This window comes from Paenibacillus sp. FSL H8-0261, from assembly GCF_045040645.1.
GTDB lineage: Bacteria > Bacillota > Bacilli > Paenibacillales > Paenibacillaceae > Paenibacillus_AQ.
The window spans coordinates 1,760,084-1,785,842 of the sequence record NZ_CP150297.1; the positions used below are offsets into that span (position 1 = coordinate 1,760,084).

Annotated in this window: 24 protein-coding genes; 20 read left to right on the forward strand and 4 right to left on the reverse strand. The window is 44.1% G+C overall.

What is annotated here, in order from left to right:
* The first annotated feature begins 40 nt into the window (after window positions 1-40).
* The 6 genes from MHI27_RS07740 (at window position 41) to MHI27_RS07765 (ending at window position 4,443) form a co-directional block, all read left to right on the forward strand.
* Window positions 41-640: a TetR/AcrR family transcriptional regulator gene (locus tag MHI27_RS07740; protein WP_405175976.1), complete on the forward strand. Its 600-nt coding sequence runs from the start codon at window positions 41-43 to the stop codon at window positions 638-640.
* A 359-nt stretch (window positions 641-999) separates the two neighbouring features.
* On the forward strand, window positions 1,000-1,458 hold the full coding sequence (locus MHI27_RS07745) for a transposase (protein WP_256716354.1): 459 nt from the start codon (window positions 1,000-1,002) through the stop codon (window positions 1,456-1,458).
* Window positions 1,389-1,565, forward strand: coding sequence for a hypothetical protein (locus MHI27_RS07750; protein ID WP_339801801.1), 177 nt, complete (start codon window positions 1,389-1,391; stop codon window positions 1,563-1,565). The genes MHI27_RS07745 and MHI27_RS07750 overlap by 70 nt, the downstream gene beginning before the upstream one ends.
* 189 nt (window positions 1,566-1,754) lie before the next feature.
* Window positions 1,755-2,348: an RNA polymerase sigma factor gene (locus MHI27_RS07755; protein WP_076300054.1), complete on the forward strand. Its 594-nt coding sequence runs from the start codon at window positions 1,755-1,757 to the stop codon at window positions 2,346-2,348.
* Window positions 2,314-3,453, forward strand: a complete 1,140-nt coding sequence (locus MHI27_RS07760; protein WP_076284283.1) for a DUF4179 domain-containing protein — start codon at window positions 2,314-2,316, stop codon at window positions 3,451-3,453. The genes MHI27_RS07755 and MHI27_RS07760 overlap by 35 nt, the downstream gene beginning before the upstream one ends.
* A 105-nt stretch (window positions 3,454-3,558) precedes the next feature.
* A complete protein-coding gene (locus tag MHI27_RS07765) occupies window positions 3,559-4,443 on the forward strand; it encodes a DUF5643 domain-containing protein (RefSeq protein ID WP_405176704.1) in 885 nt (294 codons plus the stop codon).
* A 123-nt stretch (window positions 4,444-4,566) separates the two neighbouring features.
* Here the strand turns inward: MHI27_RS07765 and MHI27_RS07770 are convergent, their stop codons facing one another.
* Together MHI27_RS07770 and MHI27_RS07775 are read right to left on the reverse strand one after the other, a co-directional pair.
* Entirely contained in the window at window positions 4,567-4,764 is a 198-nt protein-coding gene (locus tag MHI27_RS07770; RefSeq protein ID WP_405175977.1) for a hypothetical protein, read from the reverse strand.
* Between the two features lie 647 nt (window positions 4,765-5,411).
* A complete protein-coding gene (locus MHI27_RS07775; protein WP_076284279.1) occupies window positions 5,412-6,908 on the reverse strand; it encodes an amidase in 1,497 nt (498 codons plus the stop codon).
* A gap of 216 nt (window positions 6,909-7,124) precedes the next feature.
* Between MHI27_RS07775 and MHI27_RS07780 the strand changes: the two genes are divergently transcribed.
* Window positions 7,125-7,592: a MarR family winged helix-turn-helix transcriptional regulator gene (locus tag MHI27_RS07780; protein ID WP_149647903.1), complete on the forward strand. Its 468-nt coding sequence runs from the start codon at window positions 7,125-7,127 to the stop codon at window positions 7,590-7,592.
* Window positions 7,593-7,667: 75 nt separating this feature from the next.
* Here the strand turns inward: MHI27_RS07780 and MHI27_RS07785 are convergent, their stop codons facing one another.
* Window positions 7,668-9,263 carry an MDR family MFS transporter gene (locus MHI27_RS07785; protein ID WP_262495798.1) on the reverse strand — a complete coding sequence of 532 codons (1,596 nt, stop codon included), beginning with the start codon at window positions 9,261-9,263 and terminating at the stop codon, window positions 7,668-7,670.
* A gap of 253 nt (window positions 9,264-9,516) precedes the next feature.
* Between MHI27_RS07785 and MHI27_RS07790 the strand changes: the two genes are divergently transcribed.
* The 6 genes from MHI27_RS07790 (at window position 9,517) to MHI27_RS07815 (ending at window position 17,557) form a co-directional block, all read left to right on the forward strand.
* Complete coding sequence (locus tag MHI27_RS07790; protein WP_052404196.1) at window positions 9,517-10,038, forward strand: MarR family winged helix-turn-helix transcriptional regulator; 522 nt, start codon at window positions 9,517-9,519, stop codon at window positions 10,036-10,038.
* Between the two features lie 149 nt (window positions 10,039-10,187).
* Window positions 10,188-10,955, forward strand: a complete 768-nt coding sequence (locus MHI27_RS07795) for a metallophosphoesterase family protein (protein WP_405175978.1) — start codon at window positions 10,188-10,190, stop codon at window positions 10,953-10,955.
* 115 nt (window positions 10,956-11,070) lie between these two features.
* Window positions 11,071-12,108 carry a helix-turn-helix domain-containing protein gene (locus MHI27_RS07800; RefSeq protein WP_405175979.1) on the forward strand — a complete coding sequence of 346 codons (1,038 nt, stop codon included), beginning with the start codon at window positions 11,071-11,073 and terminating at the stop codon, window positions 12,106-12,108.
* A 3-nt stretch (window positions 12,109-12,111) separates the two neighbouring features.
* A complete protein-coding gene (locus MHI27_RS07805) occupies window positions 12,112-13,374 on the forward strand; it encodes an FAD-dependent oxidoreductase (protein ID WP_405175980.1) in 1,263 nt (420 codons plus the stop codon).
* 378 nt (window positions 13,375-13,752) lie between these two features.
* Window positions 13,753-14,670 carry a DUF5692 family protein gene (locus tag MHI27_RS07810; RefSeq protein ID WP_042186069.1) on the forward strand — a complete coding sequence of 306 codons (918 nt, stop codon included), beginning with the start codon at window positions 13,753-13,755 and terminating at the stop codon, window positions 14,668-14,670.
* A gap of 1,501 nt (window positions 14,671-16,171) precedes the next feature.
* Window positions 16,172-17,557, forward strand: a complete 1,386-nt coding sequence (locus tag MHI27_RS07815; RefSeq protein WP_405175981.1) for an MATE family efflux transporter — start codon at window positions 16,172-16,174, stop codon at window positions 17,555-17,557.
* A 210-nt stretch (window positions 17,558-17,767) separates the two neighbouring features.
* Here MHI27_RS07815 and MHI27_RS07820 read toward each other — a convergent pair whose 3' ends face one another.
* Window positions 17,768-18,631 carry a CPBP family intramembrane glutamic endopeptidase gene (locus tag MHI27_RS07820; RefSeq protein ID WP_405175982.1) on the reverse strand — a complete coding sequence of 288 codons (864 nt, stop codon included), beginning with the start codon at window positions 18,629-18,631 and terminating at the stop codon, window positions 17,768-17,770.
* Between the two features lie 567 nt (window positions 18,632-19,198).
* Between MHI27_RS07820 and alaS the strand changes: the two genes are divergently transcribed.
* The 7 genes from alaS (at window position 19,199) to MHI27_RS07855 (ending at window position 25,678) form a co-directional block, all read left to right on the forward strand.
* Window positions 19,199-21,832, forward strand: coding sequence for an alanine--tRNA ligase (gene alaS / locus MHI27_RS07825; protein ID WP_076300047.1), 2,634 nt, complete (start codon window positions 19,199-19,201; stop codon window positions 21,830-21,832).
* A 316-nt stretch (window positions 21,833-22,148) separates the two neighbouring features.
* Window positions 22,149-22,424: an IreB family regulatory phosphoprotein gene (locus tag MHI27_RS07830; protein WP_042125473.1), complete on the forward strand. Its 276-nt coding sequence runs from the start codon at window positions 22,149-22,151 to the stop codon at window positions 22,422-22,424.
* The gene (gene ruvX / locus MHI27_RS07835) at window positions 22,424-22,840 is read left to right on the forward strand and encodes a Holliday junction resolvase RuvX (RefSeq protein ID WP_042193474.1); all 417 of its coding nucleotides are present in this window, start codon (window positions 22,424-22,426) and stop codon (window positions 22,838-22,840) included. Before MHI27_RS07830 ends, ruvX begins: the two co-directional genes overlap by 1 nt.
* 13 nt (window positions 22,841-22,853) lie before the next feature.
* Window positions 22,854-23,162 (forward strand): DUF1292 domain-containing protein, encoded by a 309-nt coding sequence (locus tag MHI27_RS07840; protein WP_038569507.1) that lies wholly within the window; start codon window positions 22,854-22,856, stop codon window positions 23,160-23,162.
* A complete protein-coding gene (locus MHI27_RS07845; protein WP_076284270.1) occupies window positions 23,155-23,463 on the forward strand; it encodes a DUF1292 domain-containing protein in 309 nt (102 codons plus the stop codon). The genes MHI27_RS07840 and MHI27_RS07845 overlap by 8 nt, the downstream gene beginning before the upstream one ends.
* A 176-nt stretch (window positions 23,464-23,639) precedes the next feature.
* On the forward strand, window positions 23,640-24,689 hold the full coding sequence (gene mltG, locus MHI27_RS07850) for an endolytic transglycosylase MltG (protein WP_339316583.1): 1,050 nt from the start codon (window positions 23,640-23,642) through the stop codon (window positions 24,687-24,689).
* Window positions 24,690-24,745: 56 nt separating this feature from the next.
* Complete coding sequence (locus MHI27_RS07855; protein ID WP_405175983.1) at window positions 24,746-25,678, forward strand: peptidase U32 family protein; 933 nt, start codon at window positions 24,746-24,748, stop codon at window positions 25,676-25,678.
* The last annotated feature ends 81 nt before the right edge of the window (window positions 25,679-25,759 follow it).

Genomic DNA, 25,759 nt, shown 5'->3' on the forward strand with positions numbered 1-25,759 from the left:
TAAATAAGCGCACTATATAATGAAGTTAAGGGTGGATAGCATGAATGGATTTGAGAAAAGAGCCGCTCAAATAAAACTCAAAATTATGAAGACTACGATGGAGATGCTCAAGAGCAGTGAGCCCAAACGTCTCCGGATCGCAGACATTGCGAAAGAGGCAGGCGTCTCACAGGTGACGATTTATAATTATTTTGGCAGCAAGGAAGCACTGCTTGGTGAGGCCTTTAAGGATTTTATAGAGAAGGCCATTCGCGAATTTGAAGATTACATTCATGGAGAGCATTCTCTAAAAGAGATTATTGAATATATTATGACGATGGAGAGAGAAACCTACAGTTCATTGTCTCCTACGACTGTGAAGGAGCTTATGATTGAGGACCAGGAAATGTTTCATTATATTGAAGAACGTTACACAAATGACGTTTTACCATTGATGGTCAAGATGGTGGAGGATGGCAAAGCACGAGGAGAAATTTCAAATAAAGTGTCCACCAAAGGGATACTTTCATTTATAGGAATGTATATGCGAAGTTCGGGAGAAATGCTAGATGAAGCCAGCAAACAAGAAGATATAGATGGCTTCCTGGAGGAAGCCATCCATCTCTTCTTCTATGGCATTTGCGGGCGGGAGCAGGAGTAGCGTGAGCTTTGTTGCATTAATAGTTGGAGCACTTACCCAATGCATTTAGATCAGTATTGGTTTAAAAAAAACAATGAAGTTGCAGAAAGCTATGTTTACAACGAAATTAAATAATTATCATATTTTAAAATTCCGAAAAATGATCGTAGATTACGCTAACAGTGATTTATCAAAAGATTTTGTTCAAATGCGAATAAATAAAATAGTAGATCCATTGTATACTAACCAAGATACTAAGGAGTTTGCCATTTTTAATGGAAAAGCTTCGGGCACTATTGAAGAAGGAACAACTGACGATTTGAAAGCATTTACTTCTAGTGACTTCTCGGCAGGGTTTCTATGTGAATGCAGAGCAGCGGATGAAGGATGCCCGAGGAGCAGCGAAATACATAGGGGGTTATTTAGCGCGACCGGCGATTGCAGAGTACCGGGTGGTCAGCTACGACCACCACAAGGTGCATTACTGGTACGAAGATCACCGAACGGGGAAACGGGTGGATGTGGTGTCGCCGGTGATGAAGTTTATCTACGATCTCGTGCAGCACATTCCACCGAAGCATTTTCGGATGGTGGGTCGCTATAGTCTATACAGCCGGGGGAAAAACAAAGAGTCACAGAAGGTGATTAATCTGTGGTGGTACATGATCCATAAACAAATCGAGATGACCTTTCCTGTGAAAGAACGAAAGAAGAAGAACTACCGTCAGCGGATGCTGGAGAGCTATGGGCGAGACCCGATGCTCTGTCCATGCTGCAATCACCGGATGTTGAGCCGTGGGAGGAAGAACCAGAGGTATGGATCGATTATGTTTGCGTAGAATGTGGGACGGTAGATCCTGTCCCTGAATTTATAGTGGGAGAGTGTGCCTACGACCTGGAGTCTGGAGAATCCCCAGAGTTTGTCTCTGTAACGGAACCTTGGTGAATAACTTTCTAGCCAGCGGACAAATAACCGCTGGCTAAAAAGTTATTCACCCGTTAGGGTGATTTTGTTCGTATATGTAATTAATCTCACTGCGTTTGTAGTCCCTAATCTAACTGCATATTAAAAAATAGTGTCACAAAATAGCATTACGAGATTGTTATATAGGTAAACAAGAAAGGAGGTGAGCTCTTGCAGCCAACCATCCCCGGGGAAGAGGAAGGAAAATGGAATGCTATTGAAGCGGTTGTAGAACAGGTCAGAGCAGGAGACAAAGAGGCATACAGTGCGATCATCATCCAGTTTGAACGGCAAATGTATACCTACTGCTATTATATCCTGAAAAATCATGCGGAGACGGAAGATGCCGTACAGGAGATCTTTATTCGCGCCTATCAAAATCTTCACCAGTACAGCAGGCAAGTATCCTTCTCAGCCTGGCTGTATAAGATGGCATACCATCATCTAATCAATTTGAAGAAGAGACAGAGCCGCTGGCTTAAGCTGATCGATCATTATAAAGAGCAGCAGCCTGTGCTGCAAATCTCCCGTCATGAGTCAGAGGTTTATGAGCTTTTGACTTTTCTCACAACTGAAGAGCGTCATATTTTACTCCTTAAGGCAGTAGAGCAGTACACCTTTGAGGAAATAGGCGAAATCATGGGCCTCAAGTCCGCAACCATACGGAAAAAATATGAACGATTGCGCCGCAAACTGATGGAATGTAAAAGCCAAAAAGGAGAGATAGCACATGGGACATTCGCCGGAACAAACGGAATTCGCTGAAATGAATGCCATCGAACAAATGATTCGTGAATCGTCTTTACCAAAGAAAAGTATGAGTTATCAAATTATGAATACGATTGGAGCGAGTGAATTGAAAAGAACATCATCCAAACCTAATTTAATGAAAAGAACAGCAGTAGTGGCCGCAGCAGCAGCCATCCTAGGTGCAGGTGTGGTGGGTACGGGATTTGTATCACCGGCAATGGCTTCAACGTTAAAGCAAATTCCTATTGTTGGAATTCTCTTTGAGGGAACCAGCAACGAAGCTTTGGATACTGCCATTAAACAAGGAATCGTAACAGAACCTAACCTGAGTGTAACCCATGAAGGAATCACGCTGAAGGTAGCTAATTTACTTTATGATGGAACCCGGTTGTCCTTCGTTTTGGAACGTGAAGGCGTAGATTTGCCGAATACAGGCTCTCCATACCTTTTTGAAAAAGATGTTGAGGAAAAGGATCAGCTTAAAGGTTATATTAAAATGCCAACGATCCTCGCTAACGGACAAGCCATTGAATATGGCGGAGGCAGCTTTGGCGACTCGCCTAGGCAGAAGAATGCTTATGTAGTTGAAGTGACTAAGGGTCTAAATTTGCCTGACCAATTCGAGCTGACCATTCAGGCGAATGTCACACAGGTGAAAGAAGCTTTTGAATTCAAGATTCCTGTGAACGTGGAGAATAAATCGATTGTTGTGAAACCAGAGGCCTCCAAATCTGACGGACAGTTCAGTTATACCGTTAAGCAACTGGATATTTCGCCGGTGTCCACCCGTTTCGTTCTGGATAGTAAGGGCCAAGTACCACAATCTCCGGGGCAAACCGGTGATTACAGCGCCAGTATGGTCTATTACGAGCTTGTAGACGACCAAGGAAATGTCGTGAATCCGAGCAGATTCGAGTATTTCAACAGCGAACCCAAGACTGAATATCAGATTGATCAACTGTTTTCTCCTTTTGCTGGCACACCTAAAACGATTACAATCAAGCCATTTACTCTTACTGTGAACAACAAGGATTGGAGCGTTGTCGGCCAAGGAAAGAACAGTGTGGGTGAGAAAACATATCTGAAAGATCTGGAATTGACCATTCCTGTTAAGCCTTAATCCATTAGAGAAGGGGACAGTCCCGCAGGTCATCAATAATGACCTGGGGATAGCTCCCTTTTTCTTTTCATAAAAAATAGGACAGGAGCTAATCCATTGAATTCTATGAAACCTGAATTGAGAAAAAAATTCGCTGGAGCAGCATTGGCAGTAACGTTGGTAATGGCAGTCACAGGCAGCGGGTTCCCTTCAACCGTTAGTGCCGAGACCTCCGGGCAATCTGCCAGTTCCAATCTAGCGATTACCCACGAGGGCGTAACGCTCAGTATATCCAAAGTAATGTTTGACGGTAACCGTCTTGACATGGCATTCCGGCAGGAGGGAGGCACTGTGGGTAAGGGGATCATTATTGATATCGCGCAGATCCCGGTTTTGTCTGTTAATGGGAAAAGGATGTTATATCTTCCCTATGTGACGTCTATGCCGGAAGATGAAAGGGCAGCTTTGCTCTCTTTCAACATCCCCAAAGATGGCAAACCGCAGCTCGCGGATGAATTCAAAATGACGATAGAGGTGTACACCAAGAGCGTCAAGGAGCCATTTACCTTTACCGTCCCGGTGAAAAAGCTGAATAGTCTTGCAACCTTGCAGCCGGGTACAACTCAAAAAAGCGGGGATTTTAGCTATACCGTGGACTATTTCCAGATGACGCCGTTAATGATGGAACTCAAGCTGCACAGCAGCGGGAAAGTTCCTGGAGCAGCCAAATCCAAAGGGCGTTCAAGCAAGATGTTGTATGACATTGCCGATGAGAAAGGAAATCTAATTCAGGCAACCGTCAGCGACATCGACATCAAGCAACCGATCACAGCAAACATTAAAGAAGACCTGTTCTATGCAGCCTCCTTCAAAGCAGTGCCGAAAACCATCACAATTAGGCCATTTACGTACACCATAGACGCTAAAGGAGACATCCTGAAAGACTCAGGAAAAAAATGGATCAAGACCTATTACAAGGACTTGGAAATGAAGATTGCAGTTGCTAAATAACAATCTTACAGGTGAGGGGAATTCACGCTGATACCAGCGCGGGTTCCTTTTTTATGCTTGAGGGATTCCAATATAGGTCAATCTCTGGGTGGTCGGCGAACGCTGGGCTGCTCGCTGCAGTGCTCACCCGTGGCCATTCCTGTCTGCAGGAGTACCTGCAGTTATTTTCGGGCTCCCTGGCTCAGTGCTGGCTCGCGGATCCGCCGCAGATGCTGCTGCTGCAAGTTGCAGCACAACCAGGTGATCGGGTTTTTGATCCGCAGCATCCGGCGCTCTTCCGGAGGCGGATGCACCAGGACCGGCGAACGCCTGGCAGCTCACTACAGTGCCCACCGGTGGCCATACCCGCCGTCTGCAGGAGTGCCTGCCGCAGTTCCCGGACTACCCGGCACGGTGCCGGCTCAGCGATCGGTAGCAGCCGGCGGCTTCCGGATGTGGATACCGCGAACGGGCATACGTCAGGCTGCTCGCTGCAGCGCTCACCGGTGGCCATACCCGCCGTCTGCAGGAGTGCCTGCAGGTATTCCCTGGCTACCCCGGCGCTGGCCGGTTCGCGGATCCACCGCAGCTGCTGCTGCCAATACATTCCTGGTGAATGGCAAGCTGAAGCGCAATCCAACGACCGGCTTATCGATCGGCAGCCGTAAAAGCATGCTTTTGTGGACACTTTAAAAACGTCTGTTATTATGTTCCAAAATGTGGTCGGGAACTGGGCATCGAGGAACGGTTTATTTTTGTGGACAAGCTAACCAGAATCATTAATTTATTAATATATATCTGCTATACATTAGCGCTAATACTATTATCTATTTTGATCCAATCATAGTCATTGTTTGGCCATCTCATTTTGATTTGATTCAAATCTTTATCGATCTTCCTACGATCATTATATTCTCAATAGGATCGAGCATAGTTAAGTAATAGAACTATGATCCTCAATTGACTTAGCCACCACTTCATGAATTTCATCATGGAAAGAGCGGATTCCCTGTCATCCCTACCCACAGCTCGGATTGTTCAAGATGGGCTGCAAGCTGAAGCAGTAAATCTTCCCGGCCTTTAGCAGCCATTACCTGTACCCCCAACGGTAGACCCTCTTGCGACATATGGACGGGAACGCTCATAGCTGGCTGACCCGTCAAATTGGCGAGCTGGGTGAACGGTGTGTAGGTTAGGCTTGGTTTAAACATAGCGTAAATCATTCGCTCTTGTTCCTCTTTCGGCAACTCATGTACATGCAGCAGTTTTTCTATTTCAGCAGAGCTATGCGTTAACTCGCCAATCTTAGGAGCTGAATCCGCATTTGTTGGTGTGATATACAGATCGTAGCGGTTAAGCAGACCTGCCATTTGAGCGGCTGCAATATCCCATTCATCCAGACTATGCACAAATTCTGCCGCAGAGACTTTTCTTCCGGCTTCCCCAAGGACCCAAGTAACGATATCGACTTCACTGGAAGTAATGGAACGTCCCATCATTTTTTCCAGCGATACGAACATCGCTGCCACTTCGCCAGTATTCATCGTATAGTAATTCTCCATCAGCCTAACACCATTTACTGGACTTAGCTTTTCTTCAACTTCATACCCCTCAGCTTCGAGCCATTTTACAGTTTTGAGCACAGCAATGACTGCTTCATTCGTTACAGGAGTGCCTACTGGAGAAGCTGTTGTGAACGCTATGCGTAGTTTTCGCTGTGTTGGCTTGAATAGATCGTCTAAGTATACGCCCGGATATAGAGGTGTTTGAAAAGCAGCCTCTGGCTGCACAACCTGTAGTAGATCCAGCATCGCAGCACTATCGCGTACGGACCTTGTCAATGCAAAGTCAATAGAAGCGCCTTGCCATTGACGACCGACACCTGGTCCTACTGGAGTACGTCCGCGGGTGGGCTTCAGTCCGAACAAGCCGGTGAACGAGGCAGGGATACGGATCGAGCCGCCACCATCACTAGCACCCGCTGCCGGAACAATACCAGAAGCTACCGCTGCAGCTGCACCACCACTTGAACCGCCGGGGGAATATTCGGGATTCCACGGATTACGTGCCGGGCCATGAAGGACGTTCTCGGTAATGTTTTTGAGGCCGAATTCTGGTGTATTCGTATGTCCAAGCGGAATGAATCCGCCGTTTCTGATTCGTGCTACGTAGTTTGAGTCACGTCTGGCAATATTGTCTTTCATAAGCAAAGCACCCGAAGTAAGAGGTTCTCCAGCGATAGCTTGGGAGATATCCTTGAGCAGAAAAGGAACGCCAGCAAACGGGCGAGTGCTATCATGAACAGGCATATCGTCAGCTTCCTTAAGAGCAGCTTCTCTACGAGTACGTACAACTGCATTAAGAACTGGATTAACTTCATCGAGCCGAGCGAAAGCGGCTTCGACAAGCTCCCGAGGGGAGACTTCACGTGCTTTGACAAGCGAAGCAAGCCCTAGAGCGTCATATGTAGAATAAGAAAAGGACATGATAGATAACCTCTTTCGAATAGGAGTGAATTGCCTGTATTTTATATATAACAATGTATCATTTATCGTCAGTAAAGGACGACCAAGCCCTTTCTTCTGATCCCATTATACATCTCGATAGTAATGATTTGAAAATGGATATCTGACATCTATCAATTCTTTTTTATGCCCGATTAGGCTATACTTAGTGTTAAATGGATCTTATGGGGTGTACTGATGAACGAAGATAAATATCAGAATGTTGATGGACTAATGGAAGCTTTCCAGCAATTTTCCAGGATGAATTGGCGTAAAACTACAGTCTGGGGATTGAAGCCAAGTGAGGTTCGGATGTTGGTTTCTTTAAAGCTCGGCAAGGAACGGGAAGGGAAGAAGGGCCAGACCGTATCCGATATCAGCAAGTTTCTTAAAGTCACTTCTCCTACGGTTACACAGATGGTCAATAGTCTGATTGCACAGGGATATGTAGTGCGTTCTGCCGATGCCCAGGATCGCCGAATCAGTGAGATCACGCTTACGGAAAAAGGAGAGCATTTGGCCGAAATGGCCGTGACGAAATCCCGAAATACCTTTAAAGGCATGATTGATTATATGGGTAGAGAAAAGACAGATTCGTTAATGGAGCTGTTAAACGAAGTCTACGATTATTTCGAAGAATTGAACGATCAACCAACCGAATCCTAATCTCCTTCACATAAAAAAGAGATGCCGCACAGCCAAAGCTGTTTACGGACATCTCTAATGTATATTTATTTGTGATTAGTGTGCAGCAGGTACTGACTTTTCAAGGTTTTTGCCTTCGCTTTTTCCCTCTGCAGTTACCTCTGTTTTTTTCTCACCACTTCGTAACGGAATCTCTTTAAGGAACAGGACAAGCAATGCTGCAATGACTAACAGTGCCGTGCCGCTTAAGAATACAACCGTCAGGGAATCGCTTAGTGCGTTCCGCAGCATCTCAATCAATTGATTGAAGAGCGGCTGGATCTGCTCTGGCAGCGTTGTATGCAGTTCCTTCAGCTTAGGCTGATCTAGCAGCATTTGCGGATTCATAAATGCGGAAAGTTGTTTAGCGGATTCAGGGTCAAGTTTGGTTAAATCTGGACCCTTGCCAGAGGACACTGCTGCCTCTAGTTTATTCGTTAATGAAGTGTTCATGATGGTACCCATAATAGCGATACCGATGGTTCCACCTAAATTACGGAACAAAGTATTTGTAGCAGTAGCAACTCCTAGCATGGAGGGAGCTACAGCATTTTGCACGGTTAAGGTAAATACAGGCATCGATAGTCCTAAACCAATCCCGAAGACAATCATGCTGACTACGGCCATCGCAATGTTGCTCATAAAGGCCATTATGATCATGGCTACAACCATAAATGGCATACCCATCAGGGCATAACGCTTGTATTTACCTGATTTGGAGATCCATCTACCCACAAGCGTACTAAGTACAATCATTGCTAATGACATTGGCATATTAATGAATCCCGAGTTGGTTGGGGAGACACCTTCTACACCTTGGACAAAAAATGGCAGATAGATCATTGCGCCCATCATACCGGCATTCATCAGGAAGCCGACAACCATGGAGATGGTTACGATGGAATTCTTAAATAAGGATAATGGCAATACTGGACTTTTAGCTTTTCGTTCAATCAGAATTAAAATAATAACTCCGAGAATAGATGCCCCGAACAAGCTGAGAATCTCTGGGGAACCCCATTCATATTTTGTACCCGCCCATGAAAAGCCGAGCAAGAGTGCAACAATGGTAAGGGAAAGGAAAATGGAGCCTAAGTAGTCAATGGATTCTGAAGTGGAGCGTGCAGTTTTAGGGAACATTTTCCAAATCATGAAGAAAGCCACGATACCGAAAGGCAAGAAGATCCAGAAGATCCATTTCCAAGCCATGTGATCCACCATGAAGCCGCCAAGGGTAGGACCAATTACACTAGAGAATCCAAATATGGCCATCATAATTCCAGTCCACTTGGCTCTCTCTCTAGGAGCGAACAAATCACCTACAGCGGTTACGGTAGCCGACATTAGAATCCCGCCGCCAAGACCTTGAATCCCGCGATAAGTGATCATTTGGAAAATATTTGTCGACAATCCGGACAGGAAAGCGCCTATAATAAAAATAACGATCCCCGCTAAGAGGAATGGCTTTCTTCCATAGATATCGGATAATTTGCCGACAAGTACGGTAGCGATTGTAGAGGTGAGCATATAGATGGTAATTACCCAAGTATAATGTTCAATGCCTCCTAACATCGCAATAATTCGGGGCATTGCAGTACCCACAATGGTCTGGTTGATTGCTGCGAAAAACATAGCCGCCATTAAAGCAATCATAATTGTAACTTTTTTCTTTTGCGTAAGATGCTCCAGAGCTGTTCCTCTCCTTTAACTTCTATATATTGTAGTTTGGGAATTCACGTCTTAATAATTAGGTAGCCAAACTATCATTTATGTATAATACACAAATTCATCATTTAGCACAACTGTTTAATTATTTAATTTTTATGGAAACAGAATGTGATTTGGACTTGATTTTTTGGAAATAGGTAAGTAATCTAATTAGATTGAGTTAAATTGGAGGTGCCCTATGGATACTCAAAATAGTCAAGAGCAAAAGCTAATTATAGCCTTTGAAAATATTAAACGTTTGACCTCTCGTCCGTCCTCAAAGGAAGTGATTTCTTATAGAGAATTTATGATGATGTATGTCATAAACAATTTAATGAAGCGAAAGAAGCTTTCAGACGAAGTCGAAGAGCAGCAGGGAGTCATGATTTCTAGATTAAGCGACCTGCTCCAAATTAGCAGACCTACTGCGACACAAATGGTTAACAGTTTGGAAGAGAAGGGTTATGTGGTGCGAACAACGTCCGATACCGATCGGCGGGTTGTATATATTGGTCTGACGAATAAAGGGGAGCAGATTTATGACTCCCAGATGGCTACTTTTTCAGGTATTCTAAGTGAAGTTACGGAAAAGGTGGGTAAGAAAGAGATCGACCAGTTGATTTTTCTGTGTGATCGTTTTCAAGAAGCGGTGCATGAAGTCAGAAGCCGCCAGCTTTTTACTCAATCCGATGAAGATCCGCTCGTTATGGATTCCGTATAGCGACCATTACAAAAAAAGATATTTCGGTGCCTCTGCCCGGAACGTCTTTTTTTAATTATAAGAAAGTATAAGTTTCGCGATATACTTTATCCTTATAATTCTCGCATAAACGCTCACCGTCCTTTAAAGGACGCCGAAGGCGTTTTAGCTTGCAGCATCCAGAGCAAGGAGGAATTACAATCAGAATATTAGCGATTAGCGACATTCACGGAAGCTATTCCGAATTCAACGCATTATTAAAAAAAATAAACTATCGGCCATCCGAGGACAAGCTCATCCTGATGGGGGATTATGTGGATAGAGGTCTCAATAGTAAAGGAATTGTGGATCAAGTTATGGCCCTAAAGCGGGAATGGGACGTCACAGTTCTAAAAGGCAATCATGATAAAATGGCCTATGACGCGCTCACCAGCGAGGATGATAAACTGGATACGCATTGGCTAAACAACGGTGGTTTGTATACATTGATGAGCTATTGTGAGGCGAATTCTGATTTTTTTAAAGAGGATTTTGGCTGGCATGATTATATGCTGCTGAAAGAAGAAATTAGACAGAAATACAAACATCATTTGGACTTTCTAAGTTCATTGCCACTTTATCATGAGACGGAAGACCATATCTTTGTCCACGCGGGCATTAATCCATTAATAGAGGATTGGAAGCAGCAGGAGCCGTACGATTTTATCTGGATCAGAGAGCCATTTTATACGAATCCTGTAGTTAGCACTGACAAAACGGTTATTTTCGGTCATACCTCGACGATGGATCTACATGATTCGGAAGACATCTGGTTTAGTCCGCTGGGCGATAAGATTGGTGTGGATGGTGGATGTGCCTATGGTCAACGTCTGAACTGTTTGGAGATTTCCGGTGGGGCATACATCACACATTTTGTTCGGAATGGGGAGAAGCCTTGAGCTGTCTCTCTTTTTTAAAAATATTAGAAAGTATAAGTTTTTCACCTATCCTTTGTAGAATAGCACTGTATTTAACGCCAACTATGTTTAAAATAAAGAATAGGGGGTGTAATAGATGAATGCAAACAACAAATATCATATCCTCATGCAAGGGACTATCAGCAACAATGTGAGCGAAACCTGCAAGGAGTTTGGCATATCCCGGACGATCTATTATCAGTGGTGTAAAGCTTACCAAGAGCAGGGGATGGATGGACTGGCAGAGAAGGAACGAAAGCCGGTAATGCCTAATAAAGTGGATAAGCGAACGGAAAGATTGATCTTACAATACGTTGCCAAATTCCCTGAAGATGGACCCAAGCGAATCTTTTACGAACTGCAGGATGAGGGTGTGAACATAGGGGAGTCAGGTATTTATAATGTGCTACGTCGAAATGGACTTAGTAAGAGAATAGAACGGGAGGCTTACGCCAAAGAAGTTAAAGCAAAGAAGCGGGACGGCGCGCAAGCGGCTAACAGCAGAGGGTGTAAAGAGAAACCAAAACCTCTGGACTATAGGATGAAAAATCCGGAAAATGCTCATCCCGGGTATATGTGCCAACAGAGTATTAGCTATATGGGAGTGTTCCCAAGGGTAGGAAAGGTGTATCAATACGTGGTCTACGATGCCTATTCCAGATTAGGCTTAGTTAAGCTATATAATCGGAAGTCCGCCATTCATTTTATCGATTTTATGGATTTGAAGGTCATCCCATTGATGAAGACCTTAGAATTCCAAATTAATAATCTGGTTACGAACAAGAGTCGTGAATTTACTACGAACTGGGATAGAGGTAAACATAAATACAGCGATTTTTTACATAAGAACAACATAAATCAAGTAGCTATTACTGCAGATCAGACAGAAGTATTTCAGCCCTTACAGCAATTTGTAGCAGTGTTGACGAAAGAGTTCTATCAGCAGGCTTGGTTGGATGATACGATTGATTCCTTTGAGACTTTAGAAAAGCGCTTACACGAATATTTAAGGATCTATAACTTCAGCAGGGTGATCACAGACGGACCTAATCAAGGTAAAATACCATCGGATGTCGCACTTGAGTATGCAGGTCAGCGTGAGACCTTGCCATTATGGTTATTTACAAGGAGATAACGGATGATGACTAATATGAAGTATGAAGACAGAATAGGGATCATCGGTGCAGGGATTTCTGGGGTTACAGCTGCTTACCAGCTCGCGAAAAAAGGATATAACCATATCACTCTCCTTGAGAAGTCAGACCGAGTAGGTGGCAAGTGTCATTCGATTGAATATAAAGGGAAAACCTATGAAATGGGAACTCTAATCGGCTTGCCAACTTATAAACATACGATTGAACTCATGAGGGAGTTTGATCTTATGGATAAGGGGCCACTCTTGGAACGGGGATTTTTTGATACAAATGGGCGAAAAACTACTCAGATTCCTATGGACCAAATTCAGATGTTTACCCAAGAATTCAAACGGTTGCCGGAAATTTTGAAACGTTATAAGTCACTACAAGAACCGGGTTTTCTACACTTACCGGCAGATCTATGTCAGCCCTTTTCAGATTGGTGTACGGAGAATGATCTATCTGTAATTGGGCAGGTATATATGCATTACTTCAATACTTTTGGTTTTGGGAGTATTCAGGATGTGCCGGCCGCCTATGTATTGAAATTTCTTACTTATGATAATTTATTATCCTTTATTGAGATCACTCACATGATAACCTGGCCTAAGGGAGTTACTGAACTCATTAGAAGAATGGCCGACCAAGTAGAGGATCTGCGTCTGACTTGTGAAGTGCTACATATGGAGCAAGAGGGAAATGGTCAAGTTCGGGTGGAAACAAACCAGGATATCTTTTATTTTGACAAGGTTATTTATACTGCTTCCTTAGAGCATCTGGGCGATATGATTCACTTATCTTCGGTAGACAGAGCATTGTTTGAGTGTATAATCTATGAACGGTTTCGGGTATATGCTTACAGAGTGAAGGGGTTGCCGGAGCTTTCTGGATATATCCCCTGCAATATGAATCCTGAACGCAAGGGACATATGATGGCATGGTATTACAGGTGGGCAGATATGGGAACAACGGATCTAGTTACGGTTTATGTAGCGGAGAATGATGAGATGACAGATCTCGAGATGAGGGAAAAGGTAGAAAATAAACTTCGCGAGCTTGGCGGCGAGAATATCCGTCTGTATATGATGAAGCGCTGGAAGCAGTTCCCCCATGTAGATTCTAATGCGATTCGTGAAGGCTTCTATGAACGGCTTGATCAGATGCAGGGAAGAGATAAGATCTATTATGCTGGAGAAATCATGAATTTTCCTACACTGGAGAACTGTATCGTATATTCGAAATACTTAGTTGAAAGATTTTTTTAAAAATGCGTGAGTAGTAAGCCTTGTCCACAAAGAAATTTGTCGGCAAGGTTTTTTTTATATTGCATAAAGTATATATTTTGGGCCTCTCACAAATTAACTGAGTAAGCATTAAAGCAAAACTCCACTTTGTGGGGTTATTTTACGTTCGAGTTAGGTTTACAGTCTGTAGTTCTGTAGACATAGTTTCTAATAGATTCCCTTACTTGGGGTAGGACCTTGGATGAATTCCAGTCCTATTGATGTGTAAACTCAACTCGAAATGAGACTATGAAAACCTTGATAAATCAACGTTTTGAGTGGTTTGATCGTTCGAAGGAGGATGGGATATATTGGACTCAAGACATAGCTTATATACAAAATATGAAGGAGGAATACATTATGTTTTTATTCGAATCGATTCCTTGGTACTCTGCTCTAATGTGGTTAGTGGTACTTGCAGGATTAATGATTTTCAACGAAATAGCTCGAAGAAGCAAGTGGTTCTCAATCATTCTGTTTATCGTTGTCCCTATTGTTCTTACCATAGCGGTCTGGCCGAATACGGCAGGCGAAGGCTCCAGTACTGGAACATGGTTTCACTGGGTAAAAGTATATTCTGCCTTGGCAGGATGTATAGGGTTTATGGCTATCCGTTATGTTAAAGGATGGGACAAAAATAAATATATATTAATGTTCCCGGCGATTATCCTTGCAGTTAACATTCTTGAAGCAGTTATCCGTGATTTCCAAGTGTACAGCTTGCAAGGCATGGTGGATGGCGTAATGATGGTAGGTGGTCCTTGGAACATTATGAACGGGATCGCAGGTATTCTGAACATTATTACGATTTCTGGTTGGATGGGTATTGTTATTAGTAAAGACAAGAGTAAGGATATGTTGTGGCCGGACCAGCTGTGGTTCTGGATCATTGCTTATGACATTTGGAACTTTGCCTATGTATATAACGCAGTTTCTGACCATTCCTTCTATGCAGGTGCAGCTCTTCTAATCTCTTGTACAATTCCAGCATTCTTCTTCAAAAAAGGAGCATGGCTACAGCACCGTGCACAAACCTTGGCGATTTGGATGATGTTTACAATGTCGTTCCCGGCGTTTGTTGGCGATTCAAAGTTCTCCGTACAATCTTCTCACAGCGAAACGGCGCTTTGGGTTGTGAGTGCATTATCTTTAGCAGCTAATATTGCAGTGTTTGTCTATCACTTCTATAAAATTACCAAACATAAACGCAATCCGCTTAAGGTGGAAGTGTATACAGATTTAGCGGCTTATAAGACGATTGCCGAGAGTGCAAAATAATACAAGGCTTAATAGTTTCTTTAAGAATCCGCGCCTAGCGCGGTTTTTTTTATGGAATAGAATTTATAAAATTTCGAGATTGCGGAGAAATGTGAAATGAATTTATGGGATGGCCTATATTCAACTGGTGGCCATGGGGAGCCCTGTTTTTAATTGAGCACACGCCTCTTTAGGATGTATAACGGGCCGAGCGGACCTTATATCCTTCGAAATGCATGTTTTAGTCAAGCTTACGGACAAATGTATGCGAAAAATCGAATACAATGTGCCGACGCTAATGTAAACGAGCCAAATGTATGTGAAAAACCGAATACAATGTGCCGCCAGTAACGTAAACGAGCCAAATGTATGCGAAAAATCGAATACAATGTGCCGACGCTAATGTAAACGAGCCAAATGTATGCGAAAAACCGAATACAATGTGCTAATGGTAACGTAAACGAGCCAAATGTATGCGAAAAATCGAATACAATGTGCCGACGGTAACGTATACGAGCCGAATGTATGCGAAAAACCAAATACAATGTGCCGACGGTAACGTAAACGAGCCAAATGTATGCGGAAAACCGAATACAATGTGCCGACGGTAACGTAAGCGAGCCAAATGTATGCGAAAAACCGAATACAATGTGCTGATGGTAACGTAAACGAGCCGAATGTATGCGAAAAACCAAATACAATGTGCTGATGGTAACGTAAGCGAGCCAAATGTATGCGAAAAACCAAATACAATGTGCCGACGGTAAGTAAGCGAGCCAAATGTATGCGAAAAATCGAATACAATGTGCCGCCATTAACGTATACGAGCCGAATGTATGCGAAAAACCAAATACAATGTGCTGATGGTAACGTAAACGAGCCAAATGTATGCGAAAAACCAAATACAATGTGCCGACGGTAACGTAAACGAGCCAAATGTATGCGGAAAACCGAATACAATGTGCTGATGGTAACGTAAACGAGCCGAATGTATGCGAAAAACCAAATACAATGTGCTGATGGTAACGTAAGCGAGCCAGCGCCGTTATCCGCCCCAAGTCACCCGGGAATAGGTTTATTATTAGGGAATAAGTGCAATATGGTCCGTCTCTCGGAACCTCACTACGAAGGTGTATATAGATACGATTATGGAATTACGGATGTACTCAGCTTGTAACTCTACTCTATCTCCAAGGAAGCCGTCAGGCGTTTTTCTTGCGTAAATGCAAAGATCGATCATAAACATCAAGCATAACGCAATCTGCTTAAAGACTTTTGCCAATACTTTTGATGAACGAATGATTCTATGGTCTGATGGTCCGAAGTTGCATAATTCTGATGAAGTTTATGTTCTCCAAATATGTAGAGGACAGTTGCTGTTTTTTGACTCCTGATTAAAGACTTAAAAGTGTATCTATAGTAAACTGAATGTAAAGTGCCCACGGTATAATGGGTATAATTTGTTGAAAAGCTCTTCGGATGAAGAGTTTTTTCCATTTTACAGAAAAGAATGTGATATGTTATGCAGCTTCGCGCGAGTCTTCAGAAGAAAAGATTGCTGGAGAAATATCTTTCTGGGGAGGGGATGGATTATCGGCAAATTATAGCTTTATTTATTCCAATTCTGATTGACCAAGCCTTCATTATTGGACTTAATCTGGTAAATACCGCAATGATCAGCTCGTCCGGGATGGCAGCGGTCAGTGCAGTGAATATGGTGGATTCGCTGAATATTTTTCTGATCAATGTGTTCGTGGCGGTTGCAACCGGGGGGACAGTGGTAGTCGCGCAGTACAAAGGGAGCGGAAACGACCGGATGGTGTCCCAGGCTACGGCCGCTTCGGTCGCTTCGGTGTCGCTGATCGCTTTGGGAATCGGTCTGCTCCTGATGGGCTTACATACTCCTATATTGAACCTTTTGTTCGGCACCGCCTCACCCGAAGTGCTTGACAATGCCCGCATCTACTTGATCGGCAGCAGCATCTCATATCTGGGCATCGCGGTGGTTCAGGCGGTATGCGGAGCTCTGCGAGGAGTGGGCAAGACACGGGCTTCTTTGATGCTGTCGCTCATCATGAACTTGCTGTATGTTATCCTGAACGTGGTCTTCATTAACCTGTTGCACATGGGTGTGCTGGGGATGACGCTTGCGATTAATATCGCGCGGTATGCAGGTATGGTTTGTGCCCTGGTGTATCTGTTCAAGGTGGATACGGCCCTGCGGGTGCGTTTTCGTGACCTATTCCGAATCCCTCTGACCATGCTGAGGAGAATCATGTTCATCGGCGTGCCGTTCGCAGCGGAGCAGATGTTCTTCAACGGGGGGAAACTGCTCACTCAGGTGTTTATTGTCAGCCTAGGCACTTATGCCATTGCGACCAATGCCATTGCCGGCTCGCTGGCTCTGGTGTTTCAAATTCCAGCCAGCGCGCTGTCGCTTACTATTGTAACGGTGGTCGGCCAATGTATTGGGCGGGGGAATGTCTCAGAAGCCAGAAAGTTCATCAAGTCCTTTCTCTGGATCGGGTCTGGCTCTTTGGCGTTGATCGCCTTGATTCTGATGCCGCTATTCCACCCGCTGGTATCGATCTTTTCCCCACCTCCCGAGATCATTGACGATCTGTTTGTGGTGCTGCTGGTGAATTCCATTGCCCAAGTTCCGCTGTGGGCCGTCAGCTTTATTTTGCCGTCCGCACTGCGGGCAGCGGGAGATTCCCGCTTCACCTCAATTACCTCAATGCTGACGATGTGGCTGTTTCGGGTGATTTTTGGATACATCCTTGGGATCGTACTGGGCTACGGCGTCATGGGTGTCTGGCTGGCGATGAACTGCGAGTGGGCCGTTCGCGGGGGTATTTTTCTTTGGCGATTCAGGGGCGAAAAGTGGTTTGCACACAAGCTGATTTAGAATTGTTGTTAAGGATACGTACTGCCTACGCCAGCTGACGGAAACGTAGCTCTTTTATATTAAAAACGTAAAAATACAGCACAGGGCAGCTTTTCTCATATTTACTAGAGAATTGCTGCCCTCCGTTTTGGTTATCGACTGCTTGCTTTAGCTGATTATGATTACAATTGGGTCAGTCTCGATTCTAGAAAGTTCTCTGATTCCATTTATTCAGCTTGGCACTGCCCTCTCTGATTTCTGCGCTCGGAATTCCTTCCTTTTGAAACAAATTAAAAGACAAGTCAGTAACAACACACAGATTAACGTTGCTGTATGAGTAAAACTACTATTCCAAAACATAATCTGAACATTCATTAAGGAATGGACGCCAATCACGAAAAATAGATTCTTGGTTAAGACATAGAGTAATGAGAATATGACCCCTAGAATTACTAGTACGATAAAATCATAAACAAAATCCATTCCGACTAATCCTGAATAGATCCGATTGGGGATATGTATAGCGGCAAAGATAGATTGTGAGATAAGCATTGCATAACCAATGCGTGAAGGATTGTTATTGACTTTTTTTAATAAGAGATAGATTTGAACTAGCAGAAAGCCCCGAAACAAAACTTCTTCCAGTAAAGCATTTCCGAAAATCTGACCCAGGAATTCACCAAAGACGACGTTCGAATTCGTAAAGATATCATTATTGAATGTTAAACTTGAGTGAGTCAGTAATGTCATACCTAAATCAACAATGTTAATTGCGAGCCAAAATAATAAAGTACCGAAAAGTCCTGCTAATAACTTATTTTTTGTTAACCCCAAATCCTTAGGTGATAATTTAGCTATTATACATAAGAAAATAACCACTTCTAACACAAGACCGAACAGATTTGCAGCTAACGTTTCGTTGATCCATCCGTTTGTGCTTTTGGCAATAACGCTTAAAGTTCCATTTGCAAAAAGGACAAGGTTAACCGTTAGAGTGAAGAGAATATGAATAAAAATGAGACTGACGATAAAGCGTATTGATGTAGGCTTAACTTTAACAATCGATAGCTCCTCAGTTACTTTATTGCGCAGCATGATTTGTAATCCTCCTTAGGTTTTACCCGAGCATTGCGTATTCTAGAGCATTATTTTTAATACATAATTTTCCAAATGATATCTGAGATTTACTATATTCTTTAAGTGCCCGAGTTCACCATTACAAAAATCATATATTCTCACGTTATCCTTAACTCCTCCTTAGATTGACAGATGAAGGGGCACTGGCTATACTTGAAATGTTAAAATGTAAATCGGATAAAACGTTGATGAAAATGAAGTACGCCGGAGGATGGCTTGATCAGAGAACAGGTTCCTTTACGAAAGCATTTCGTAATGGCTGGGAGAACCTTGAAGACAGGCCGGTGGAAAGCTAATTTCGGAGTGTGAGATCACAAACTCACCGGGGGCACCCGTTATCAGCCGCGACAAGGCGATCGCCCTTTAACTTTCCCGTAAATTGGGTCAAGGCGATAACCAGGGTGGTACCGCGATATTAATCGTCCCTGAATTATTCAGGGGCGTTTTTTTGTTTTTATTTTTTAGAAAATTTGTACAATCTGGCGCATGAGCCGAATTAAAAAGATGAGACGGGAGCTGTAAACAATGAAAGCAAGTGAAATTCGTTCCAAATGGCTTAAGTTTTTTGAAAGTAAAGGTCACAAGATTGAACCTAGTGCATCTCTCGTACCGCATAACGATCCTTCGCTGTTGTGGATCAACGCAGGTATGGCGCCGCTGAAAGCATACTTCGATGGCCGTGAGATTCCTGAGAATCCGCGCCTGACGAACTCGCAGAAATGTATTCGTACCAATGATATCGAGAATGTAGGGAAGACACGCCGTCACCATACATTCTTCGAAATGTTAGGTAACTTCTCTATCGGCGATTATTTCAAAGAAGAAGCTATCACATGGGCTTGGGAATTCTTGACTGGCAAGGAGTGGATCGGCTTCGATCCAGAACGTATCTCCGTCACTGTGTATGCTGAGGATGAAGAGGCATTCAAGCTGTGGAATGAAAAAGTGGGCTTGCCAGCAGAACGCATCATTAAGCTGGGAGATGAGAACTTCTGGGATATCGGCGAAGGCCCTTGTGGTCCTTGTTCGGAAATCTTTTATGACCGCGGCGAAGCTTATGGCAGCGACATGAGTGATCCAGAAATGTATCCAGGCGGAGAAAACGAACGTTGGCTTGAAGTATGGAACCTTGTGTTCTCACAATTCAACCATAACAAGGATGGCAGCTATACGCCGCTTCCGAACAAGAACATTGATACCGGTGCTGGACTGGAGCGTTTTGCATCCATTCTTCAAGATGTAGATTCCAACTTCGATACCGATTTGTTCCAACCGATTATTCAAAAAACAGCTGAGCTTGCTGGTGTAACTTATAAAGATAATGTTGAGCAGGATATCGCGCTTAAAGTTATCGCTGACCATGTGCGTACCGTTACTTTTGCCGTAGGGGATGGAGTACTTCCTTCTAATGAAGGTCGTGGTTATATTATCCGCCGTTTGCTACGCCGTGCTGTTCGTTACGGAAAGACCCTGGGTCTGGATCGTCCGTTCCTGCATGAGTTGACGGAAACCGTTGGTGAGATTATGGGTGTATATTATCCATCCGTTGTCGAGAATCGGGAATATATCGCCAAGATTATCCGTACAGAAGAAGAACGTTTCCATGAGACATTGTCTGATGGATTGGCTATCTTGGGTGAGATCAGCGCTAAAGCAAAAGCAGATGGGCACAGCACGATTGCTGGAGCTGATGCATTTAAGCTATATGACACTTACGGATTCCCATTTGACCTGACTGAAGATTTCGCAGCAGAGCAAGGATTAACTGTAGACCGTGAAGGCTTCGATGTCGCTATGCAAGAACAGCGTGATCGTGCAAGAGCTGCACGTCATGACGGTGGCAGCATGAAGATCCAAGGTGGCGCATTAGCGGATCTGACGGTTAAAAGTGAATTTGTTGGATATAATGACTCGGTAACAGAGTCGAAAATCATGGCTATTGTTGTGGGTGATGAATTGGTCGATACCGCTGGCGAAGGCGTAGAGTGCCAAGTAATTCTTGAGGCAACACCGTTCTATGCTGAAAGTGGTGGACAAGTAAGTGACACAGGTCTGCTTACTGGCGGTTCAGTTACAGCTAAGGTTAAAGGATTGTTCAAGGCTCCACATGGTCAACATGTACATTTGGTAACTGTGGAAGCTGGAGAATTGAAAGTAGGCGAATCGGTTCGCGCTGAAGTGGATCGTGCACAGCGTGAAGATATCGTGAAGAACCATACAGCTACTCATCTACTGCATAAAGCGCTCAAAGAGGTTCTTGGCGGTCATGTCAACCAAGCAGGATCTTTAGTAGAAGGTGCACGTTTACGGTTTGACTTCTCCCACTTCGGAGCGATTACACCGGAAGAACTAAGCGACATCGAGCATCGTGTGAATGCACAGATTTGGCGTGGCCTTGATGTAGTCATTGAGAACAAGCCAATTGACGAAGCTAAGGCTATGGGCGCTATGGCATTATTTGGTGAAAAATATGGCAATATTGTCCGTGTCGTTCAAGTCGGCGATTACAGCCTTGAGCTTTGTGGTGGATGCCATGTATCCAACACGTCTCAAATTGGAATTTTCAAGCTGCTTAGCGAAAGTGGTATTGGTTCCGGAGTGCGCCGTATCGAAGCAGTGACTGGACGTTACGCTTATCAGTTCACTGAGAGCCAACTGGATCTGCTCAAGCAATCTGCGGGTCTACTGAAGTCTTCTCTGAACGACGTTCCAAAACGGATTGAAGCATTGCATAACCAAGTGCGTGAGCTTTCGCGTGAGAATGAATCCTTGCAATCTAAGCTGAGCGCAACATTTGCCGCTGAACTAACAAGCAGTGTGAAGACGGTTGGTGCAGGTACACAGCTTCTTGCTGTTGCTGTTCAAGCAGGAAATATGGACGCTCTGCGTTCTACTGCAGATGAATTGAAATCGAAGCTCCCGGATGCTGTACTTGTTCTGGGTGCTGCCATGGACGACAAGGTGAACTTTGTTGTAGCTGTACCACAGGATCTGGTGAAGAAGGGCTTCCACGCTGGTAAGATCGTTAAAGAAGTCGCAGCAGTATGCGGTGGCGGCGGTGGCGGACGTCCAGATATGGCACAAGCTGGTGGTAAAGATGCCTCCAAGCTTGGCGAGGCACTGGCTAAAGCAGAAGAATTAGTGGCTTCCCTAGCATAAATAAAAATTACGAAACTATTTCTTAATTTAAACGTATTACGAAAAAACATAGCGGTACTGAGAGTTTGACATCAGTACCGCTACTCTTTATTAACAGGTGGTTAGATTTTCATGAATAGTTGTGCTTGACAATAGCTTAAAAGCCAAAAATATCATTATTTTTGTAGAGGAAATGCCAAAAAAAGCGTTATTCCACGCGCAGGATTTCCTCGTTGGGCTATGAATATGTTATGATAAAGGAAGCAAGTGAGCTGCACAGTAGCAACTTTGCGAAGCCGCCCTTTTAGGGTGATTTTGCAGAAGGAAGGTGTCACAAATGGACTCCATGGACAAAACGGTCAAATTCAATGTGAAGGGCGACGAAAAGGAAGCTTCTCCCCAGGAAATATTGCTCGCTGTATACGATGCACTGGTGGAGAAAGAGTATCATCCGATCAATCAGATCGTAGGGTATCTACTTTCCGGAGACCCAGCTTACATTCCGCGTCATAACAATGCGAGAAGTTTGGTCCGGAGAAAAGAACGTGATGAGCTGATTGAAGAGCTGGTTAGATTCTACCTCGTCAATCACAAGGTGGATAATCCCAGATGATGAAGAAGTTAGGATTGGATTACGGCGACCGTAGAATCGGTGTAGCCACAAGCGATGTTTTTGGATGGACGGCACAAGCTCTTGAAACGATTGAGCGCCGCGGTACTGGTAATGAGTTCGAACGTATTCGTGAACTTGTTACGGAGCACGAAATTGGAGAGATTGTAGTTGGTCTACCGAAGAATATGAACGGCTCAGTAGGACCCCGGGGCGAAATCTGCATAGAGTTCGCTGACAAGCTACGGGAGCAATTTGCAATGCCCGTACACCTTTGGGATGAGCGTCTGACGACGGTATCCGCAGAGCGGGTGCTGATTGAAGGGGACGTCAGCCGGAAGAAACGCAAAGGGATTGTGGACAAAATGGCTGCAGCCCTGATTTTGCAAAATTTTTTGGATGCTAACAGTAAAAGGTGAGGGGTGCGAGGATATGACAAACGAACAGATTGGCCAAGAGGAAGAACCGGAAATTATCTATATTCCTGATGAGGAAGGTAATGAAGAGGAATTCGAGGTCATTATGAAGTTTGAGGTTGATGGCTCGGACGCTAAGTACATGATGGTGGTTCCGCTTGATTCCGAGGACGAGGAAACCGATGAGGTTTATGCGTTCCGTTATGTGGAAGAAGGCGACGATCTTCAATTGTTCATGATCGATAATGACGAGGAGTGGGCGATTGTCGAAGAGACTTTCAACACACTGGTTGACGAGTTGGACGGAGGATCTGAGAATGACTGATTTATCCGCTGATCAAGCGGTATGGACTTCGCGGCTTAAGGAAGCCTATGGAGAAACAGTAGAACTGGAAGATGAGCAGGGCAAGTCTTCCATTTACGATATTATCGCCGAATTTGAAGTCGGTGGTATTGGCTATGCGGTGCTGAAAGGCACCGGTAAAGACGTGGAATATGAAATTCTGCGTATCGTTGTCTCTCCTAACGGACTTCCGGAACTAGAGAACATCGTGGACGATGAAGAGTGGGAAGACATCTCTGAGCTATATGATGAGATGACTTTTCCAGTGGACGATGCAGAATAAGCTTTAAACATGTACGTTACATTTATGATGAGTACGGAAGAGGGCGGAGAATTCCGCGCTCTTTTTGCTTGGAATACGATCAATATAATTAAAACAACAATCATGATCATGAAATATGTATTGAATTTTAAGTAGTACACTTTTATACTTTATAGTCGGAAAGTGAGGAACCTGACTTGAAATCCGCAATCCGTACTGTGCTTATTGTTATTCTTTTGCTGGTAGCAGCAGGAGGCGGAGGCGCTTGGTACATTTGGAACGGGATGCAGCCGGTAGAACCTGCAGGACCTGCCGTAACATTTACGATAGAGAAGGGCATGGGCAGCGCTGAAATTGCTGATCTGCTCGAACAAAATGGCATTATTAGGAACAGTCTTTTTTTTAAGGGGTATTTGAAATGGACCAAAGAAGGTTCCAGCTTCAAAGCTGGTACTTATGTTGCTAGTCCAGGAGACACCTATGACGAGCTCATCGAGAGGCTAAATGCGGGTGATGTTGTTAAGGAAGAGACCGTAACTTTTACGATTCCGGAAGGATATACTGCTGAGCAGATTGCCAAGAAGCTTGCTGAGGCTTGGAATCAGGATGCTGCTATTTTTCTCGAAATAATGGATACCGGTGCGGGCTTGAAGGGAATTGATGTTCTAGGTATCCCACAGAATAAGAACCTTCGTCATCGGCTTGAAGGGTATTTGTTCCCTGAGACGTATGAACTAGCCAAGGATAGTACGCCGCAGGAAGTTGTAGAGGCATTATTGGATCAGTTCCAGAAGAAACTGGACACGATTCCGAATTGGAAGCAAAAGCTAGAAGCGCGTGGAATGACACTTCATGAGCTGTTGACAGTGGCCTCGTTAGTCGAGCGTGAGGTTGTGGTAGATAGTGAACGACCACTAGTTGCTGGCGTGATTTATAACCGCTTAAAGAAAGAGCAGAAGCTGGAGATTGATGCTACGGTTCAATATTTGCTCGACAAACAGAAGGAAAGACTGTTATATAAAGATTTGGAAGTTGACAGTCCTTATAATACGTATAGAAATATTGGGCTTCCTCCGGGACCTATTAGTAATCCGGGGCTGGCCTCCATTCAGGCGGCACTTGAACCTGAGGCATCTGAATACTACTTCTATGTGACTAAGAAAGATGGTACACAGGGCCATTTGTTTGCTAAGACCTACAAGGAACATTTAGCCAATATCGAAAAAAGTAAGCAAGAATCGAAATAAAATATTAAAATGAAGAGTGGTGCGGTTGAAATAACTGTACAAGTAGGAGGTACAACATGATTAACAAACCGGAATTGTTGGCGACAGCAGCATCCTTAGAGGAAGCTGCTGCTTTGCTGGATGCCGGAGCAGATGCATTGCTCATCGGGGATGACCGTTTTGGCATGCGTCTTGCCGGACATTTCTCTCTGGAGGATACAGCTGCTGTTGTAGAAATGGCACATGCGCGTGGCTGCAAAGTATATGCTGGACTAGGTGGACTCATGTCCAACCTTCTTCTCGAAGAGCTCCCTGCCTATGTGAAGGCGATAGGTGAAGTTGGTGTTGACGGTGTTGAGTTCGGTGATCCTGCTGTGTTAACCACAGTGAAGAAGGAAGCACCGGGCATGAATCTGCATTGGAATGCGGAAATGACCTCTACCAATTACGCAACCGCGAATTATTGGGGGCGTAAAGGTGCTACTCGCGTCGTTCTTGCCCGTGAGCTGAATATGGATGAAATGACGGAAATGGTTCCGCTTTTAGAGGTAGAGGCACAGGTTCAGGTTCATGGCATGACCAATATATACCATTCCAAGCGTAAGCTTGTAGAAAGCTATATGTCACATCAAGGACGTCCAAGCGAGGGCGGCAGTCTTGGTAAGGAACGTGGTCTATTTTTGATCGAGGCAGAACGAGATGACCAAAAGTTCCCAATCTATGAAGACGAGAACGGTACACATATTATGAGTTCGGAAGATATTTGTATTTTGGAGGATCTTCATATCCTTATGGCTGCAGGCGTACAGAGTTTTAAGATTGAAGGATTGTTGAAATCAACAGCGTATAATGTGGCGGTTGTTAAGACTTATCGCAAAGCTATTGATCTCTATGTAGCTGATCCAGAAGCATACTCTTTCCAAGAGGATTGGATGGAAGCTGTCAGAACGTTGCAGGATCCAGAACGGGAGCTAAGCTTCGGATTTTTCTATAAAGAGCAAGTATATTAAGTTTAATTTAATGAAAGTTTTTTAGTTCCCCGCAAAGACTAGGTGCAGTAAGCATGCATAGACATCACTTTGTGGGGCGAT

What these genes read in the sequence shown, in the direction of transcription:
- MHI27_RS07740 (WP_405175976.1), top strand. Translation starts at nt 41, where the DNA reads ATGAATGGATTTGAGAAAAGAGCCGCTCAAATAAAACTCAAAATTATG.
- MHI27_RS07745 (WP_256716354.1), top strand. Translation starts at nt 1,000, where the DNA reads ATGAAGGATGCCCGAGGAGCAGCGAAATACATAGGGGGTTATTTAGCG.
- MHI27_RS07750 (WP_339801801.1), top strand. Translation starts at nt 1,389, where the DNA reads ATGCTGCAATCACCGGATGTTGAGCCGTGGGAGGAAGAACCAGAGGTA.
- MHI27_RS07760 (WP_076284283.1), top strand. Translation starts at nt 2,314, where the DNA reads ATGGGACATTCGCCGGAACAAACGGAATTCGCTGAAATGAATGCCATC.
- MHI27_RS07765 (WP_405176704.1), top strand. Translation starts at nt 3,559, where the DNA reads ATGAAACCTGAATTGAGAAAAAAATTCGCTGGAGCAGCATTGGCAGTA.
- MHI27_RS07775 (WP_076284279.1), bottom strand. Translation starts at nt 6,908, where the DNA reads ATGTCCTTTTCTTATTCTACATATGACGCTCTAGGGCTTGCTTCGCTT.
- MHI27_RS07780 (WP_149647903.1), top strand. Translation starts at nt 7,125, where the DNA reads ATGAACGAAGATAAATATCAGAATGTTGATGGACTAATGGAAGCTTTC.
- MHI27_RS07785 (WP_262495798.1), bottom strand. Translation starts at nt 9,263, where the DNA reads ATGATTGCTTTAATGGCGGCTATGTTTTTCGCAGCAATCAACCAGACC.
- MHI27_RS07790 (WP_052404196.1), top strand. Translation starts at nt 9,517, where the DNA reads ATGGATACTCAAAATAGTCAAGAGCAAAAGCTAATTATAGCCTTTGAA.
- MHI27_RS07800 (WP_405175979.1), top strand. Translation starts at nt 11,071, where the DNA reads ATGAATGCAAACAACAAATATCATATCCTCATGCAAGGGACTATCAGC.
- MHI27_RS07805 (WP_405175980.1), top strand. Translation starts at nt 12,112, where the DNA reads ATGATGACTAATATGAAGTATGAAGACAGAATAGGGATCATCGGTGCA.
- MHI27_RS07810 (WP_042186069.1), top strand. Translation starts at nt 13,753, where the DNA reads ATGTTTTTATTCGAATCGATTCCTTGGTACTCTGCTCTAATGTGGTTA.
- MHI27_RS07815 (WP_405175981.1), top strand. Translation starts at nt 16,172, where the DNA reads ATGCAGCTTCGCGCGAGTCTTCAGAAGAAAAGATTGCTGGAGAAATAT.
- MHI27_RS07820 (WP_405175982.1), bottom strand. Translation starts at nt 18,631, where the DNA reads ATGCTGCGCAATAAAGTAACTGAGGAGCTATCGATTGTTAAAGTTAAG.
- alaS (WP_076300047.1), top strand. Translation starts at nt 19,199, where the DNA reads ATGAAAGCAAGTGAAATTCGTTCCAAATGGCTTAAGTTTTTTGAAAGT.
- MHI27_RS07830 (WP_042125473.1), top strand. Translation starts at nt 22,149, where the DNA reads ATGGACTCCATGGACAAAACGGTCAAATTCAATGTGAAGGGCGACGAA.
- ruvX (WP_042193474.1), top strand. Translation starts at nt 22,424, where the DNA reads ATGAAGAAGTTAGGATTGGATTACGGCGACCGTAGAATCGGTGTAGCC.
- MHI27_RS07840 (WP_038569507.1), top strand. Translation starts at nt 22,854, where the DNA reads ATGACAAACGAACAGATTGGCCAAGAGGAAGAACCGGAAATTATCTAT.
- MHI27_RS07845 (WP_076284270.1), top strand. Translation starts at nt 23,155, where the DNA reads ATGACTGATTTATCCGCTGATCAAGCGGTATGGACTTCGCGGCTTAAG.
- MHI27_RS07855 (WP_405175983.1), top strand. Translation starts at nt 24,746, where the DNA reads ATGATTAACAAACCGGAATTGTTGGCGACAGCAGCATCCTTAGAGGAA.